General features: G+C 41.3%; 18 protein-coding genes and 4 pseudogenes. 11 read left to right on the top strand and 11 right to left on the bottom strand.

Going from position 1 to position 15,623, the window contains the following annotated elements; all coding sequences use genetic code 11:
• Position 1: 1 nt before the first annotated feature.
• The 7 genes from gspH (at position 2) to Q0Y52_RS11890 (ending at position 5,148) form a co-directional block, all read left to right on the top strand.
• The gene (gene gspH / locus Q0Y52_RS11920) at positions 2 to 634 is read left to right on the top strand and encodes a type II secretion system minor pseudopilin GspH (RefSeq protein WP_297821820.1); all 633 of its coding nucleotides are present in this window, start codon (positions 2 to 4) and stop codon (positions 632 to 634) included.
• On the top strand, positions 624 to 1,028 hold the full coding sequence (gspI, locus tag Q0Y52_RS11915; RefSeq protein ID WP_297821818.1) for a type II secretion system minor pseudopilin GspI: 405 nt from the start codon (positions 624 to 626) through the stop codon (positions 1,026 to 1,028). Before gspH ends, gspI begins: the two co-directional genes overlap by 11 nt.
• Positions 1,025 to 1,657 carry a type II secretion system minor pseudopilin GspJ gene (gspJ, locus tag Q0Y52_RS11910; RefSeq protein ID WP_297821816.1) on the top strand — a complete coding sequence of 211 codons (633 nt, stop codon included), beginning with the start codon at positions 1,025 to 1,027 and terminating at the stop codon, positions 1,655 to 1,657. Before gspI ends, gspJ begins: the two co-directional genes overlap by 4 nt.
• Positions 1,654 to 2,640 (top strand): type II secretion system minor pseudopilin GspK, encoded by a 987-nt coding sequence (gene gspK / locus Q0Y52_RS11905; RefSeq protein WP_297821814.1) that lies wholly within the window; start codon positions 1,654 to 1,656, stop codon positions 2,638 to 2,640. Before gspJ ends, gspK begins: the two co-directional genes overlap by 4 nt.
• Before the next feature lie 78 nt (positions 2,641 to 2,718).
• Positions 2,719 to 3,927 carry a type II secretion system protein GspL gene (gene gspL, locus Q0Y52_RS11900; RefSeq protein WP_297821812.1) on the top strand — a complete coding sequence of 403 codons (1,209 nt, stop codon included), beginning with the start codon at positions 2,719 to 2,721 and terminating at the stop codon, positions 3,925 to 3,927.
• 1 nt (position 3,928) lies between these two features.
• On the top strand, positions 3,929 to 4,408 hold the full coding sequence (locus tag Q0Y52_RS11895) for a type II secretion system protein M (RefSeq protein WP_297821810.1): 480 nt from the start codon (positions 3,929 to 3,931) through the stop codon (positions 4,406 to 4,408).
• Positions 4,405 to 5,148, top strand: coding sequence for a type II secretion system protein N (locus tag Q0Y52_RS11890; RefSeq protein ID WP_297821808.1), 744 nt, complete (start codon positions 4,405 to 4,407; stop codon positions 5,146 to 5,148). The genes Q0Y52_RS11895 and Q0Y52_RS11890 overlap by 4 nt, the downstream gene beginning before the upstream one ends.
• Positions 5,149 to 5,222: 74 nt before the next feature.
• On the opposite strand, the pseudogene Q0Y52_RS11885 reads toward Q0Y52_RS11890, so the two are convergent.
• The 5 genes and pseudogenes from Q0Y52_RS11885 to yrfG form a co-directional block, all read right to left on the bottom strand.
• Positions 5,223 to 5,375, bottom strand: a pseudogene (locus Q0Y52_RS11885) (HAD family hydrolase); the annotation flags it as partial.
• A gap of 21 nt (positions 5,376 to 5,396) precedes the next feature.
• Complete coding sequence (locus tag Q0Y52_RS11880) at positions 5,397 to 6,893, bottom strand: IS66 family transposase (RefSeq protein WP_297816919.1); 1,497 nt, start codon at positions 6,891 to 6,893, stop codon at positions 5,397 to 5,399.
• A 77-nt stretch (positions 6,894 to 6,970) separates the two neighbouring features.
• A complete protein-coding gene (tnpB, locus tag Q0Y52_RS11875) occupies positions 6,971 to 7,321 on the bottom strand; it encodes an IS66 family insertion sequence element accessory protein TnpB (RefSeq protein ID WP_297816922.1) in 351 nt (116 codons plus the stop codon).
• Positions 7,318 to 7,614, bottom strand: coding sequence for a hypothetical protein (locus Q0Y52_RS11870; protein WP_297816924.1), 297 nt, complete (start codon positions 7,612 to 7,614; stop codon positions 7,318 to 7,320). The genes tnpB and Q0Y52_RS11870 overlap by 4 nt, the downstream gene beginning before the upstream one ends.
• Positions 7,615 to 7,694: 80 nt before the next feature.
• Positions 7,695 to 8,231: pseudogene (gene yrfG, locus Q0Y52_RS11865) on the bottom strand (GMP/IMP nucleotidase); the annotation flags it as partial.
• 115 nt (positions 8,232 to 8,346) lie between these two features.
• Between yrfG and nudE the strand changes: the two are divergent.
• From nudE to Q0Y52_RS11850, 3 genes are read left to right on the top strand one after another with little or no spacing between them, the layout of a single operon-like run.
• Positions 8,347 to 8,910 carry an ADP compounds hydrolase NudE gene (gene nudE / locus Q0Y52_RS11860; RefSeq protein WP_297821805.1) on the top strand — a complete coding sequence of 188 codons (564 nt, stop codon included), beginning with the start codon at positions 8,347 to 8,349 and terminating at the stop codon, positions 8,908 to 8,910.
• Positions 8,910 to 9,755 carry a 3'(2'),5'-bisphosphate nucleotidase CysQ gene (gene cysQ, locus Q0Y52_RS11855; protein WP_297821803.1) on the top strand — a complete coding sequence of 282 codons (846 nt, stop codon included), beginning with the start codon at positions 8,910 to 8,912 and terminating at the stop codon, positions 9,753 to 9,755. Before nudE ends, cysQ begins: the two co-directional genes overlap by 1 nt.
• 30 nt (positions 9,756 to 9,785) lie before the next feature.
• Complete coding sequence (locus tag Q0Y52_RS11850; protein ID WP_297821801.1) at positions 9,786 to 10,367, top strand: YceI family protein; 582 nt, start codon at positions 9,786 to 9,788, stop codon at positions 10,365 to 10,367.
• Positions 10,368 to 10,383: 16 nt separating this feature from the next.
• Here Q0Y52_RS11850 and Q0Y52_RS11845 read toward each other — a convergent pair whose 3' ends face one another.
• From Q0Y52_RS11845 to Q0Y52_RS11830, 4 genes and pseudogenes are all read right to left on the bottom strand, one after another.
• A complete protein-coding gene (locus Q0Y52_RS11845) occupies positions 10,384 to 10,626 on the bottom strand; it encodes a YheU family protein (RefSeq protein WP_297821799.1) in 243 nt (80 codons plus the stop codon).
• On the bottom strand, positions 10,623 to 11,678 hold the full coding sequence (locus tag Q0Y52_RS11840) for a hydrolase (protein ID WP_297821797.1): 1,056 nt from the start codon (positions 11,676 to 11,678) through the stop codon (positions 10,623 to 10,625). The genes Q0Y52_RS11845 and Q0Y52_RS11840 overlap by 4 nt, the downstream gene beginning before the upstream one ends.
• A 120-nt stretch (positions 11,679 to 11,798) precedes the next feature.
• Positions 11,799 to 11,999: pseudogene (locus Q0Y52_RS11835) on the bottom strand (DUF3565 domain-containing protein).
• A 26-nt stretch (positions 12,000 to 12,025) separates the two neighbouring features.
• Positions 12,026 to 13,948, bottom strand: coding sequence for an ATP-binding cassette domain-containing protein (locus Q0Y52_RS11830; protein WP_297821795.1), 1,923 nt, complete (start codon positions 13,946 to 13,948; stop codon positions 12,026 to 12,028).
• Between the two features lie 137 nt (positions 13,949 to 14,085).
• Between Q0Y52_RS11830 and Q0Y52_RS11825 the strand changes: the two genes are divergently transcribed.
• Entirely contained in the window at positions 14,086 to 14,292 is a 207-nt protein-coding gene (locus Q0Y52_RS11825) for a YheV family putative zinc ribbon protein (RefSeq protein ID WP_297821793.1), read from the top strand.
• Positions 14,293 to 14,469: 177 nt separating this feature from the next.
• On the opposite strand, the gene Q0Y52_RS11820 is transcribed toward Q0Y52_RS11825, so the two are convergent.
• Both Q0Y52_RS11820 and Q0Y52_RS11815 read right to left on the bottom strand, forming a co-directional pair.
• Positions 14,470 to 14,682 carry a SlyX family protein gene (locus Q0Y52_RS11820; RefSeq protein WP_297821791.1) on the bottom strand — a complete coding sequence of 71 codons (213 nt, stop codon included), beginning with the start codon at positions 14,680 to 14,682 and terminating at the stop codon, positions 14,470 to 14,472.
• Positions 14,682 to 15,614, bottom strand: a pseudogene (locus Q0Y52_RS11815) (hypothetical protein). The gene Q0Y52_RS11820 and the pseudogene Q0Y52_RS11815 overlap by 1 nt, the downstream one beginning before the upstream one ends.
• Between the last annotated feature and the right edge of the window lie 9 nt (positions 15,615 to 15,623).

The following is a 15,623-nucleotide window of genomic DNA, read 5'->3' as shown; positions in this document are numbered from 1 at the left end:
CATGAAATTTCGCCCTACACCTTTTGCAAAACATGCTGGTTTTACACTACTAGAGGTGATGTTGGTGTTGCTTATCATGGGGTTGGCAACAGGCGCAGTGGTACTAGGTTATTCTGGCGAAAATGGACAGGAATTGCTCAAAAAACAAACTCAACGCTTACAAGTAGTATTTAACATGGCGTCAGACTTCGCGGTGCTAAACCAAAGGCAATTGGGTTTGCGGGTCGAAGATGATGACAACAGCTATTATTTTATGTATCTAGATGAAGAGCAGGAATGGCAAAAGCTGGAACAGGATGACACTTTTGCTGAGCACAGATTACCCGACTTATTCAGCTTGGAGTTGTCTTTAACAGACCTACCTTGGGAAACCGAAGACAGTTTATTCAGTAGCGACGTATTTGATGAGGAGCTTTCTGTATCTAATGACGGGGTAGAAATAGGTAGTGAAGAAGAAGAAGAAAAAAAACTCGATCCGCCACAAATATTTATTTTTTCTAGTGGCGAAATCACACCGTTTTCAATCACTCTAGCCTACGAGCCTGAATTTGGTAATGAGCTAGCTGCCTATTATCGTATTGATGGCCAAGATAGCACCCCTGTGACAAGCGAAGGGCCATTGGATGCGCCCTAACAGTCTACATACAAAAAAAGTCAAATACCTATCTGGGATGACCTTGCTTGAAGTCTTGATAGCGATGTTCATTTTTGCGCTAACAGGCACTGCTATCATGAAGGCAGCAAGCGATCATCTGACAGGGGTTGCACAAATTGAAGATATTACCTTTGCCACTTGGGTTGCCAACAATCGCCTTACACAACTTCACATAGATACGACTTGGCCGGTCAAAAACAATCAGAAAGGCGAGCAAGAAATGGGTGGCCAAAAATGGTACTGGCAACAGCGAGTCACTAAAACCAACGATAATGACATGGTGCAAGTGCTTGTGTCTGTTGGCTTGGACGAGCAATACCAAGGCACTGTGACCTCGGCAAGTACCTTTATCGCTAAGCAAACAACAAAATGATTAGTATGCCAAATAGTCATAGACGCGGGTTTACCCTAATAGAAATAATGGTGGCTATGGCGATTTTTACACTTATCGGCTTGGCGAGTACCGGTGTGCTTAACTCGGTAATTAACAGCGACCAACTGTCTTCTGAGCGCTTCGCTAAATTGGAAGAATTACAAAGAGCCATGCTGACTATTGAACGAGATATATTGCAGATTGTGCCTCGTGCTTTACGTGTTAATGGCGAGCCAGTAAGTGCAGTAATATCCGGTGGCGAAGATGTACTAAACAGTGATGCTGACGGCCTTGGATTTGTGCGAGCAGGCTGGCATAACCCACAAATGTTGTTACCTCGCAGCACACTGCAAGCTATTGGTTATCGTTTACAGGAAGAACAACTGCAACGTTTGTACGGCAATTATGTAGACAACGTGATTGGCTACGAGCCTAAAATAAAAATCCTGTTGTCAGATATTGAAGATTTTCGAGTCAGTTTTTTAACTGAGGTTGAGCAATTAGAAAAGCCTGAAGAATGGGAAGAAAGCTACTCTAATGCAAACATACCTATTGCGATTTCTATTACCTTAGTCAGCAAAACCTTTGGTGAAATTCGTCGTGAATTTATCTTGGCCAATGGCATATGATATATATTAAACCCAAGCAGCAAGGGGTTGCCTTAATCATAGTGTTATTAATTGTGGCTATTGTAAGTGTACTGGCGACAGAAATGGGTGGCCGTTTACAGTTACAAATTAAACGTTCCTCCAACATAAAAGACAACAATCAGGCCTATTGGTATGCCATGGGCGCTGAGCAATATGCGCGAAAATCCATTCAAAAACTGATGGAAGAAGATGGTGAGGTTATTCACCTTGAACAGCCATGGAATCAAGAGTTTATCTACCCTATTGAAGGTGGAGGCATTCAAGCACAGCTAATTGATATGCAAAGCTGTTTTAATCTGAATGCGTTAAAGGTTGCTACTTCTGGGGAAGGCGGTACATCTTTGCTGGCTGCTCGGAAAGAGGCTTTTATGGACTTATTAGATAATATTGAACCAGAGATCCCTAGTTATAACCGTGATTTAGTGCGAGACTCACTTGTTGATTGGTTAGACACAGACAACAACCCGCAGGATGTTGGAGCCGAAGACAGCGAATACGAAAGTCGTCAATTCCCCTATATTGCAGCTAATAACTATATGGTTGATAAGTCAGAATTGCGTTTGATTAACGGAGTAGAAATGACTTGGCTGAGAGAATTATTAGAATTAGCGTGTGTGCTACCCAATAATAATTTATTTGAAATTAACGTCAACACGGTAAGCGAAGAAAACGCTGCCGTTCTTGCTGCCGCGACTGGACTCAGTTTATCTGACACTAATTCCGTACTGGCCAGTCGAGATCCTGAGGGGTTTAAAGATGTCGCAAGCTTTTTGGCTTTACCCAGTATCCAAGCCTTGAAACTGAGCAGTGATAAACAAAAACGCTTAAAAGTAAAAACATTCCATTTTATTTTACACACTAAGGCCCAGTACAATGATGCTACTTTTGCTATGCAAACCTTGTTTAAGGTCGACCCAAGTAATAATGTCAGTATCATCAGGCGTGACTTTAGTGGCTTTTAACAGACTAGTTTTTAACGAGCTGGCTTTTAACAAAATAGCTTTTTTAATCCATTATAAGCAACAAGGTATATAGACCTTATGGAACAGTTAGTAGTGCGCCTAGGTGCCAATCCAGATGAACCGATTCATTGGATTGTGTGGTCTAGCCAACAAAACGACATTATTGCCTCTGGTGAATTGCCAGATGCGGCTCAATTGGCCACTTTAGCAGACAGGGCGGGTAGAAGACCGATTTGTGCCTTAGTGCCCACCAGCGACATTTTACTTAAATGGGTGGAGTTACCCCCTAAAGCTGGACGTAAAGCCTTAGCCGCTATTCCGTTTATCTTAGAAGAAGAAATAAGTGGCGATATTTCTCAGCAATTTTTTGCCTTTGGCCCAAAAGATGGAAATAAGCAGGCAGTCGCCGTAGTAAACAAAGAAAAACTAATAAGTTGGCTGAGTATAATTGAACAGGCTGGATTAGCCTGCGATCAACTCATACCCGACGTTTTAGCTTTGCCATTAGCAGATAAAAATGCGTGGTCTATCTTAGCGTTGGGTGAGCAGCTGTTGGTCCGCAAAGATGATTGGGCAGGCTTACAGGGTGAGAGAGACTGGCTAATCCAAGCCATTAACCATCTGGCTCGACAACACGCTAAACACACCGAACAAGCACTTTTAGTTAATGACTATTCTGCTACAAATTTGACTAATATAAAGAATCTTGATGTGTCGGTTATGCCTCTTGAATTACCCATGAAGGTGCTAGCACAAGGGGTGAAATCAGCGACATTCAACTTGTTGCAAGGCGAATACAAAATAAGCAACAAAGTTGGCGGTCAATGGAAAAAATGGCGTTTAGCCGCGGTTTTGGCAGTGGTTGCATTGTTCACCACTTTGATTGATAAAAGCCTAGAGCAAAATCGACTGAATGAGCAACTAGCCACTTTAAAGGCACAGGTTAGTAGCGAATACAAACGTGCATTTCCTAAGGCAGGGGCATATCGCGATCTCAGAACCACCATGACGCGCCAAATGAAAACCTTAGAGCAAAGTGGTGGTGGTGCATCGATGTTAATTATGTTGAGTCAACTCGAGCCCGCATTTTCAGCATCTCAGGTTAAACCTCAAACTATACGCTTTGACAGTAGTCGGGCAGAATTGCGTATTCAAGTTGTTGCCAATAATTTTGATGCCTTAGACAAGTTTAAGCGTCAAGCAGAAGCCCAAGGGTTTACCGTTGAGCAAGGCTCTATTAATCAAAAAGACAATCAGGTAATCGGCTCGTTGTCGATTAGGAGTTAATATGGACAAGCTAAAAAGTACATTTTTACAACTAAGTGAGCGTGAACAACGCTTAGTGATTATTTCAGCGGTGTTAGTAATAGTAGCGATATTTTACTGGGGTATTTGGTCGCCATTAAATACTTCACTAGAGCGAGGTCAATCCGCCGTTAACAATCAAACAGAATTACTTGCATGGGTACAGAAAAATGCTAATCGAGCTGCTCAACTGCGCAGTAGTGGTGACAACAACACGCGCTTTTCTGGTTCCTTGCCTCAAGCAGTAAATCAATCAGCTAGCCGCATGAAAATTGCTATTTCTCGGATGCAACCTCAAGGTGACGAATTACAAGTTTGGATTGATCAAGCCCCCTTTAATGACATACTGAGTTGGTTACAGTCCATGGAAAAAACGGGAGTCAGCATATTAGACATTGATATCACAGCATCTGATTTGCCTGGGCAAGTTAAAATTCGTCGTTTAAAACTAGGGAAATCATGAAGTCAGTTTTGAAATGGGGCAGCTTATGCCTTGTGGTTTATTTTGTATTTTTAATTGTTAACTTACCTGCAGTCCATATTTTATCGAAAATTCAGCTGGCCAAAGGAATTAGTGTGGGTGGCATATCGGGCACCATTTGGAATGGTCATGCGCAAAGAGCACAAATAAATAGCTTGCCGGTGTCTGATGTCAACTGGACACTTTCTTTTTTCCCATTGTTATTAGGCGAGATAAGCGCACAGCTAAAAGTCGGCAATATACGTGATGTCGAACAAATATCAGCAAACGGATATATTAGTTTTAAAGGCCAGCATCTAGAAGTAGAAAACTTACTGGCTTACATACCCACCGACTTAGTGATCAGTTTGTTACCATTACCTATTCCCGTGCAAGCTGACGGACGTTTCAAGGTGCAGCTAGATGAAGTCGACTATGAGGCTGGATGTCAAAAATTTACAGGTAAAGGCCAATGGTTAAACGCTAACTTTACTGGCATCACTGGCGTGATTGACTTAGGTAACTTTAATGCTAACTTAAGCTGTGAAAATGGCAGTGTAGTGGTCGATGTTAAACCACCTAACCGTTTTGGTTTGACGGCTAAAACAATTATTCCAGCCAACATGAACTTTAAAATTATAGGACGCTTTAAACCCGAAGCCAGCTTACCAAAAGAAGTACATCAGGCCGCACAGTTTTTTGGTAAAGCTGATGCTGATGGATATTATCCGATTCAGTTTTAAAACAGTTAAGACAGTTTTACAATCACTATGATTTATGGTTATTGAGCGTTTAATTAATTTGTCCTAATCCCAATTCAATTAATAAACGGGTTCGCTTCTATATCGTCCAGCAAATAACGATAGTCCTGTATTGATGGAAACTCGCTGATCTCTCTAACAGGTTGCTGACTATCAGGGTTGCTAACAGCCAGAAGGTGTTTAATACCGAAGTCCTGAGCCGCTTTTAGGTAAGCGTCCGGCAATCCCACCTAGTCTTTAGCAAATCGCCATGGTAGCAGTGGCTCGATATCGGTGTTTTGAACCGAGACTTGTTCAAGTAAATGCATCATATAGTCGAACGGCGTTAGTCCGTTTGCCTTTGCAGTTTCTATAATGCTGTACAGTATGGCACTGGCCTTAGCGCCTTTGGCCGTTTGACTAAACAACCAGTTCTTTCTGCCTATGACGAAGGGTTTTATCGCGCGCTCAGCGCGGTTATTATCGATGTTCAGGTGACCATATTGGGTGTAAGTGTTGAGTTTACTCCACTGATTTAAGCAGTAGGTGATGGCTTCGCCTAATTTGCTTTTTGCCAATACCTGCGACTCTGATTTTATCAGCCACGCTTCGAACTGTTTGAGCAATATAGTGCTCTTTTCCTGCCTTACTTTCCGCCTGTTATCAGGTGCACTCGCTTTTATTTGCGTTTCAATACGATACAGCTTTTGAATATGGTTAAGTGCCCAATCGGCTCTGCCGCTAGATTTTTTGCCCTGTGCGGTTTTGGCTTCAACGAATTTACGTCTCGCATGGGCCCAACAGCCTGCGAGTGTCGCTTGGGTTTTGTGGTAACCCGCATAGCCATCCACTTGTAGATACCCGTTGTAACCCTGTAAATAATCCACGGCACATTGACCCGCGCGACTCGATTGATAGTCGTACAGCACGATATTTGGGATGTCAGTATTGGGTAATTTCCCTTCAGGTGAGTCGGCGCCTGAGGTATACACCCACATATAGCATTTCGCTTTATCTTCGCTGACGACTTTTAAGGTGGTTTCATCAGCGGCAATGACGCCTTGCTTAAGTATCAATTCGTGTAAATGGTCATATAGCGGTGTGAGCAAGTCAGCGCACCTCAACATCCAATCGGCCATAGTTTTGCGGCTCAGTTCAATACCGTATTGTTTGAACATCGCTTCTTGACGATACAGTGGCAACCCAAATTGATATTTACTGGTGATTACCTGACTAAGTAAGCTTGGTGTCGCATAACCTTTAGGGATAACTGAAGGTGGCACCGGTGCTTGTTTGATGTGATTGCTAATGCCGTCCTTTTCACATACACGACACGCATACTTAGGACGAACATGCTCTATCACTTTAACTTGAGCAGGGATGAATTCAAGCTTTTCAGTCTTGTCTTCACCTATCTTGTGCAATTCATTGTTACAGCAAGCACAGACTTTATCTTCCTGTGCAATATCATGGATAACCACTTCACGAGGTAATGTTTTTGGTAATGGTTTACGCTTAGGTTTATTGCGTGTGTAGCTGATGTCTTCTTTTTCGACAGGTGTTTCAGCAACCAGCTCTTCTGCTTCATTAAACAATTCACCTTGACCAGGGTGACCTTCGCTACTCGCCCCAAATTGTTTTTGTTGGGCAAGACGAAACTGCTCTTCAAGAAACTGATTGCGACTTTCTAATCGTTCAACTTGCTTGCTAAGCTCGGCTATTTGTTGGCGTAGTTGGGCTTTATTCATGTCACTTATTATAACCCTAAGTGACTGTTTTCAATTAGATTAAAACGTGATCGTTAAATGCTACTTATGATCGTACGTTATAACCCAGAGGCCGTGTAATCCAAGCTGCGATGTCCAACGACATCATAGCCACCGAGCAACCATGTTAACTGCTGCTCACTCAAATTAGTGTGTTTGAGTTGGCCACACTTAGGCCATTTGAAGCGTTGTTTCTCCAACCGTTTGTACCATAATGCAAACCCGGTTTTATCCCAGTATAAGAGTTTGAGTTTGTCTTGTTTTTTGTTACAGAAGATAAATAATGCACCGGAGAATGCGTTTAATGTTAATTCACTTTCGATAATCGCCAGCAAGCCATTAATCGACTTTCTAAAATCAACATGCTCAAGGTGCAAATAAATGTCATCTGGCTCAACGAACATTCTCATGATTGCAGTGCCTTAACGAAACTTGCCAACCAAACAGGCTCGCAAGACGTCGAAAAAGATAACGAAACCTCGCCCAATCTGACAGATACTGATGGTTGAATAGTCGCGTCGATAGCAGACTTGCTAGCTTTTACAAAACGAGGCGGGTTAACTTGCTGTTGTAATCGCCCACGAAATTTATAAAAACTTGATGTGCTAACTCTGTGCTCTTTACAGAAATCAACAATGGCTAACCCACTCGTTTGTTGTTGGCTTATCAATTTCTGCCATTCATCTAGTGTTTTATGCTTCATAATACCTCCCATTACAGTGAGGAAGTATTTTCGAATGAATAATGGATGACTGCTAGGCGTGGATCACCGGACGCTTACGCTTTTAGTATGCCCAAACTGTCATCAACAAATAGTGTGTGTTGCGGATTAAAACCAAGTTTTACCTGAAGCTTTTGCCATAAAACTTGCGATTCTTTGGTGACGGCGAACTCGTGAGTCGATATTAATTGGTCGATATGGTTGTCTAGTCGAGTATGCTCTACCTTTAATGATAAGCTGTCAGGATGGGCATTAGTGACCAATATTACGTCTCGCCCTGAAGTTTTTAAGGCATTAATAAAAGGTAAGCTGTCTTCACGTATACTAATAAGGTGTTCCATCTCGCGTTTAGCCCCCATAATATCGACATCAAGTTTGTCTGCCCAAAAATCTAAGCAATACCAACTCAAAGTTCCCATGACCTGTTCAGTCTCAATGGCCATCATCTCTTTGGCCGCTAATAACGACATGCCATGTTTCTCCATTAATTTTTTGGGCATATGTTCTAGCCAAAAATGATTATCGAAGTGCAAGTCGAGTAAGGTGCCGTCCATATCAAGCAACACAGTGTGAATATCTTTCCAAGCAAGCTTTGACAAGTGGCATGTCCTCTATTTAACAGGTATATTTAAAATACTAAATAATTCATCGATTTAAAATTCAATTTACTTTTGTAACAGACGAAATCAGCGACTATATTAACGTGAAAAATTCATGAGCAACACAAACAATAAAAAATCACTTCCACAAATTCACTCTCGTAAGATAGTTGCCAAAAGCGGGCTGTTTAAGATCGAGCAGGTCGATTTAGAATTTTCAAACGGCGAAACTCGCATTTTTGAACGCATGGCTGGCAGTGGCAGAGGCGCTGTAATGGTGGTGCCTTTTATCAATGATGATGAATTTTTGTTAGTAAGAGAATATGCTGCAGGCACTCATACTTACGAATTAGGCTTCCCCAAAGGGTTAATAGACCCCGGTGAGTCAGCAGAAGTAGCCGCCAACAGAGAATTAAAAGAAGAAATAGGTTTTGGGACAAACATATTACATCCATTGCATAGCGTGAATATGGCCCCAGCATTTTTTGATGCCAAAATGACCATTTTTATTGCAGAAAATTTATATCCTGAAGTACTACCCGGTGATGAGCCTGAACCGCTAGAAGTAGTTAAATGGTCGATTCATAACATAGATGCATTATTAGCCAGAGATGATTTTGTAGAGGCTAGATGTATCGCGGCATTGTTACTTGCTGAAAAATGGAAGAGGTCCCGTTAATGCCAACAGAAAATGCACAACAGCTTTTTGATATAGCCAAAAGGACGGCAGTCAAAGCAGGTAAAGTAGTATTAGAAATATACGACAGTGGTGATTTTACCAGTTTTCAAAAAGAAGATGATTCTCCTGTCACTACAGCAGACTACAAAGCCAACGAAGTCATTATGGATATGTTAAAAAAGGAAACACCAGACATTCCAATTATGTCTGAAGAGACTGAAATTGGCTCACTAACACTTCGTAAAACTTGGGAACGGTATTGGCTTATCGACCCTATTGATGGCACTCAAGAGTTCATCGCCCGAAGTGGTGATTTTGCTGTTAACATTGCTTTGATAGAAAATAATGTACCTATTATGGGTGTCATTTACTGGCCCACAGGTGAAACGTTGTATTCTGCTTTGAAAGGTCATGGCGCATTTAAAGAATGCCCAGTAGAGAACAAACAAATTTTCGTGCGTAATTTAGAAGCACCAAACGAGGACCCACTGATTATTGCAATCAGCCGCAGGCAACCTCGCGAAAAAGTGATATCCAGCCTAAATGAAGACCGTGTTTATCAAACCTTGCCTGCAGGAAGTTGTTCTCTCAAAGCCTGTTTTATTGCTGAAGGTAAAGCGGATGTATTCTTACGATTTGGCGTAACGGGGGAATGGGATACGGGTGCATCTCAATGCATAGTGGTCGAAGCCGGAGGCAAAATATTAGCACATGATTTCGCTCCCCTGAGCTACAACTTGCGGACAAGCGTTATCAATCCTGATTTTTTTATTATGGGTGATCAAAATGTTGATTGGCAAAACATAGTTAAATGTGAATTTGGCAACGACAATCAATCCATATAGCAGCATTATTTCTAACTAATGGAGTTCTCTTTGAAAGTTTTATTATCAAGCATTATTTTTATCTGTATTTTTTTACTCAGTTCATCAGCTCGCGCCCACTGGATGTTAGTTAAGGACGAATCTAGCTTAAGTTTTGTATCAACTAAAAATGAACATATTAGTGAAATTCAACAGTTCACATCACTAAAAGGTGAATTTAATCCTGAAGGGGAATTACAGATTGAAATTGACCTCGCTAGTATAGACTCAGGCATCAAAATCCGCGATACCCGTATGCGAGAAAAACTGTTTTTAGTGGACAAGTTTCCTTCGGCTAATTTAACTGCGCAATTACCTGAGAGTGTCTTGCGTCTTGCAAAGGGCAATTCGATATTATTGACGCTACCAGCCGAGTTAAACATTATGGGTATCAGCAAAACCATTAGCACAACAATACAGGTCACACGCAAAGCTGATAATGGCATTGTAGCTACCAGCACCCGACCAATCTTAATATCGGCTACAGATTTTGGTTTAACTTCCGGGATTGAAATATTGCAAAAATTGGCGGGATTAAGTGGCATTGGACTAACAGTACCAGTCAACTTTAACTTAGTTTTTGTGGCTCACTAAACCCGCTGTCACTCTATTACTGTTGACTCTCTGGTAATTCACATTCCCCGAGCTGTTGCTTGGGGATGATATTCACTGTTTCATGTAATTCAGAATAGACTAAAAGCACGTCACCTAACTTTAGCTGCGCCAGCACTTGCAGCACTTTTTCTTCGAGTGAAACGTCAGCTTCGCCATACTCGGTACCTTCACGTAATACAAAGCCTTCAATAATATTCAATAAGGTCTCTTCGGTTAAGTCTTCAATAGAGATAATCATTGCAGGATACCTGTAGATAAGAGATTACCATTGTCATCAATAAAGGGCTGAAAAAAATCATTGGCTCTTTGCTGAATCCAAATTTCAGGACGCCATGGTGTACCTTGCATAAAACCTACATGCCCACCCTTTTCACTCAATTCAAGACACACTTTTGGTGATAACGTTTTGACATCAGGCACGATACTGCTGTGCATAAAAGGATCATCCTTGGCGTGAACCACTAAAGTAGGCGTGGCGATGGCCTTAAGGAAATTTTGTGCGCTGCACTTTTGGTAATAATCGTCTGCTCCCTCAAAACCGTGTAATGGTGCAGTGATATGTTCATCAAATTCTCTAAAGCTTTTAAACTGCTTTATCTGGGACTCTGTTACTTTTAACAATTGACCATAATCCATATTACGCATCTTAATCAACAAATTATTTACCATGCTTTTTAATAAGTAGGCTTGGTAAACCTTTGAAAATCCTTGACTAATACTATTGGCACAAAGAGCTAAATTAAAGGGAGTAGACACGGCCATGGCCGCCTTAATAATCCTCTGTTTTGGTTGTTCACTCAAGAGTTTTAGCAACATGTTAGCGCCAAGAGAGAAACCCATCGCCACTTTGCGTGTGTCAGGAAATTTCTGCTCAAGCCAATTCAAGAAGTACCATGCATCCTCAGTTTCACCTGAATGATACGCTCTAGGTGTTGTGTTTTGTTCACCGCCACAGCCACGAAAATGCATCAACACCACTGCATACCCCTGCTTAACAAAGTTTGCTGCCATGTCGTTAGTATAATGAGAGCGAATTGAGCCCTCTAAACCATGGAACATAGCAATTAAACCAGATGATTTTTGTACATCACCCGCCCAAATTAAATTAACGAAATCACCATCAGGTAAGGGCAACTTTTCTTTTCGGTAATCAAGCTTGGCGCGTTTTTGAATAAAACGCGGGAAAATAGTTTGTATGTGTCTGTTTTTAGCCCACCAGGGTGGGCTAAAAACACTTTCAACTATTTCACCATAACGGACATTTTGATTGGTTTGGGGCTCGGAGAACATTAAGAATAGAGATATGAATTATCATAGGCATAGAATACATCAATTGAGCGTGTTGTTAATCTATATCTAACCCGCGATTTTAATCTTTAAAGCCAGAATTAAGACTAAAACATAAAAACATTAAGAATTTGTGGCTAGCAAATCACATTTTTTGGATGATAGTTTATGACCTAACATTAACTTTCGGCCATCTGATGTGATGACCCAAGGACGACTGACCTAAGGTGGGTTATGTCTTACATGTTGAAAGTGACCACATGCAAGTTCAGCCACCCAGTCGTTTTCTTCGTCCTTGTGATAACCAGTAATGGGGCTATTCATATTTAAAGGTACCTGCACCTAGTTTGTTAATCGATAATTTCTTGCTCAAATTCTTGCTGTTTTATTTCCATCTGCTCTTGCACCTCTAACCATTGCATTTCTGACTCTTCTAGGCAGGATTTCAACTTAGCTTGTTCTGCTAATATTTGTTTAAGTTGAGGTTTGTTTTCAGCACTGTAAATTTCAGTATCGCTGAGCTGCCCCTCTACGATTTGTAATTTTTTATGGGCATCTGCCATGCTTTTTTCGTATTGCTCAATGGCTTTTCTCAGTGGCTTGGTGGCTTGCCTAAATTTTGCTTCTAAGCGTTTAATGTTTTTACGATCTGGCTTAACATTGGATTTGTCGCCTTCTGTGTTAGTGCCTTTATCACCGCTATTATCGCCTTTAAGGATCCAATCTTTGTAGTCATCTAGGTCACCATCAAAGGCTTGCACCTGCTTGGAGTCTACTAAATAAAAGTCATCACAAACCGATGTGAGCAAAAACCTGTCGTGCGAAACCAAGACCATGGCGCCTTCAAATCCTTGCAACGCAATATTCAGTGCATGTCGCATGTCTAAGTCTAGATGGTTAGTGGGCTCATCTAGTAATAGCAAGTTTGGCTTTTGATAAACAGTTAAGGCCAAAACTAAACGGGCTTTTTCACCTCCAGACATAGGTGCGACTTTGCTTAACGCATTATCACCACGAAAACCAAAACCACCCAAGTAATCTCTGAGGCTTTGCTCGGTGGCTTTTTTATCTAGCCTTTGTATATGGGCTATTGGCGAATCATCGCCACGCAAAAATTCTAATTGATGTTGCGCAAAATAACCTATACGTAACCCGGATGATGTTTCGTACAAGCCTTCCATGGGTGACTTTTCGCCTGCTAACAATTTGATTAAGGTAGACTTACCCGCGCCGTTTTTACCTAATAAACCTATGCGACTTCCTGGCACTAGGTTTAAATGAAGCTTCTCTAAAACAATAGTATCGCCATACCCTACTTTTACCTGCTCCATTTTTATTAGAGGATTAGGTAATTTAGGCGGAGTAAAAAATTCAAAGCTAAATTCAGAGGCCGCCATAACCGGCAGCAAGGTTTCCATTTTTGCCAATTGTTTTACACGGCTTTGTGCTTGTTTAGCCTTACTTGCTTTTGCCCCAAATCGATTAATGAAAGATTCGAGGTGTGCAATTTGATCTTGTTGCTTTGAATACTGCAAACTTTGTAACCGTAAACGTTCTGCACGTTGTTTTTCATAAGCATCGTAATTACCGGTATAACTAATAAGTTGCTGCGATTCAACGCTGATAATTTCATTCACTGTACTGTCCAAAAAAGACTTGTCGTGAGAGATCAGCATCAAAGTACCAGTATAGCGCTGCAGCCATTTTTCTAACCAAATAACTGCATCTAGATCGAGGTGGTTAGTGGGTTCATCTAATAACAACAAATCGGAGTGGCAAAGTAGCGCCTGAGCTAGATTTAAACGCATTCGCCAACCACCAGAAAAGGAAGAGACTGAGTTTTTCATTACGCCGTTCGCAAAACCTAGGCCAGCTAAGATAATCGCCGCGCGGGCATCAATATCATAAGCACCCACTTGTTCCAATGAACCATGTAAATGAGCAATTTGTTCGCCGTTGTGGGCTTGTTCCGCCACAGCTAGTTGTGATTGTAGCTTTCTGTATTGTTTATCACCGTCAATCACATAATCCAAAGCTGAGCGCTCAACGGCAGGCGTTTCTTGTGCGACCGAGACGATTTGCCAATTTTTAGGAATATGAAAATCCCCTTGCTCGGTATGTAACTCCCCCCTTATCAAAGCAAACAAAGTAGACTTACCACACCCATTGGCACCAATCAGTCCTGCTTTATGACCGGGGTAGACAACAGCATTAGCATCTCGTAGCAATACTTTACTGCCACGCATTAACGAAACATTTGAAAATTGGATCATGAAAACCTGTTATGAACTTTTTAGCTATCCCAAGCGTTTAGTGTGTTGTTAGTTGCACTTAAACTAAAACGGGATAACACTCAAATTTGAATGGTAGTATCATACCAAGATGATGAACCGAATAAATTTCTTAAACCATGGTTAATAAAATAAAAAAACGATTTGTCGCAGGAGCAAACTGCCCAAAGTGCCGAGCACTAGACACCATTATGCTTTATTTTGAAAATAACGTTGAAAAATTGCAGTGTGTGAAGTGTCATTATTCAGAGTCCCAGACGGATAAAAAAGTGGCCAAAGCGTCGCGCTCTGGTGGAAGTGTGATTGGCGTGTTTAAACCAGAGTAGTTTTTTTTAATAGTGCATGGTGTCAATCTGCTTATTTTTTGCTAATTGCATAATCAATATTAGCCATAAACTAATACCATCCACTGTTTTACAAATAACCCAATTAAAAAGTGAATTCAAGGATCCCTCAGCTCATTATTAATAAATCACTTCGTATGTTTGAACTCACTAACTGAATCAATAATGAGGGGGTGGCATTTCCTCTTTTTCGGAGGCCATATTACTCGGCTCGATGGCACTCATTTTTGAAACCAGTTGTTTGAGTTGAAATTGTAAGTCGTCCATCTGTTTTTGCTGTAAAATGAGTGCTTGATTGAGGCTTTCTATGGTGTCTTCTTGAAAGGCCATTTTCATTTGTAATTGTTCGATATCTGTCTGTGCTGTGCTCATTAATTTTTTATCTTCCACTTTTCTAGTAAACCATTGCTACTTTCCGAAACTATTTCGCTATCACCAATAAAACCTACGTCATACACAACAGCCGAAGCAGGTTTGCTTCCTTTACGAGCTAAAACAAACCATTCGTTTAGTTCTGCTCCTGTTTTGACGTCCCAGCGATTTATTCTTCTTGATGGCGAACCTGTTAGCAGGTACTTACCATCATCCGAAAATACGGCTGTAGTGAATATTCGTTGCCTTGCCGAATATTGTAAGTTACTAACATCTTTACCCGTAACCAAGTCCCAGACTCTTGCATCACGCTTACTGTCAGCGGTAAATGCGTAACGTCCTTGATCATCTAGTGACACTTTAGTAACCCTACTGGAATGGTCAAACTTATGGATCACTTGCCCAGTGCGTGTATCCCACAGATAGGCTAAGTAATCGTTGCCACCTGTTAATGCAAAAAAACCATTAGGTGAAAGATCCACACTATTAACTTTTTCTTAGTGGCCTAAAAACTCTAATCGCCTTCCTGTCTTAGGCTCAAAGAACATCACTTTACCATTACCGCGCCCCACCAAAATACCTCGACCTTGATTTGAAACAGCTATATCTCGAATACTTGCCTCGTCAATTCGCCAAAATCCCTCTGGCTCACCAACCTCTATATTCCAAAGCGCAAATGCCTCTCTGTCAGATGTCACAACATATGAATTATCAAAGGCAATATGTATATTAGACACTAAATTACTACCATCTTCTTGATGACGCCACACGTAACGCTGTGCGTTAGTAGTCAAATCCCAAACAGTAATGCCACTTTCAATAGAAGAAACAACAGCAATCGTATTGTCTGCAGAAATGTGGGAGGCATGTGCCCCCCCCGCAGCATGACGAAATGAACTTATATGAGCATCACTTAAATCATCACAGCCCATGAGTGTCAA

It is taken from the genome of uncultured Paraglaciecola sp. (assembly GCF_943787955.1).
Classification (GTDB): domain Bacteria; phylum Pseudomonadota; class Gammaproteobacteria; order Enterobacterales; family Alteromonadaceae; genus Paraglaciecola.
The sequence above is the reverse complement of the archived record's forward strand: the minus strand, read 5'-3'. Positions and strand labels throughout refer to the sequence as shown.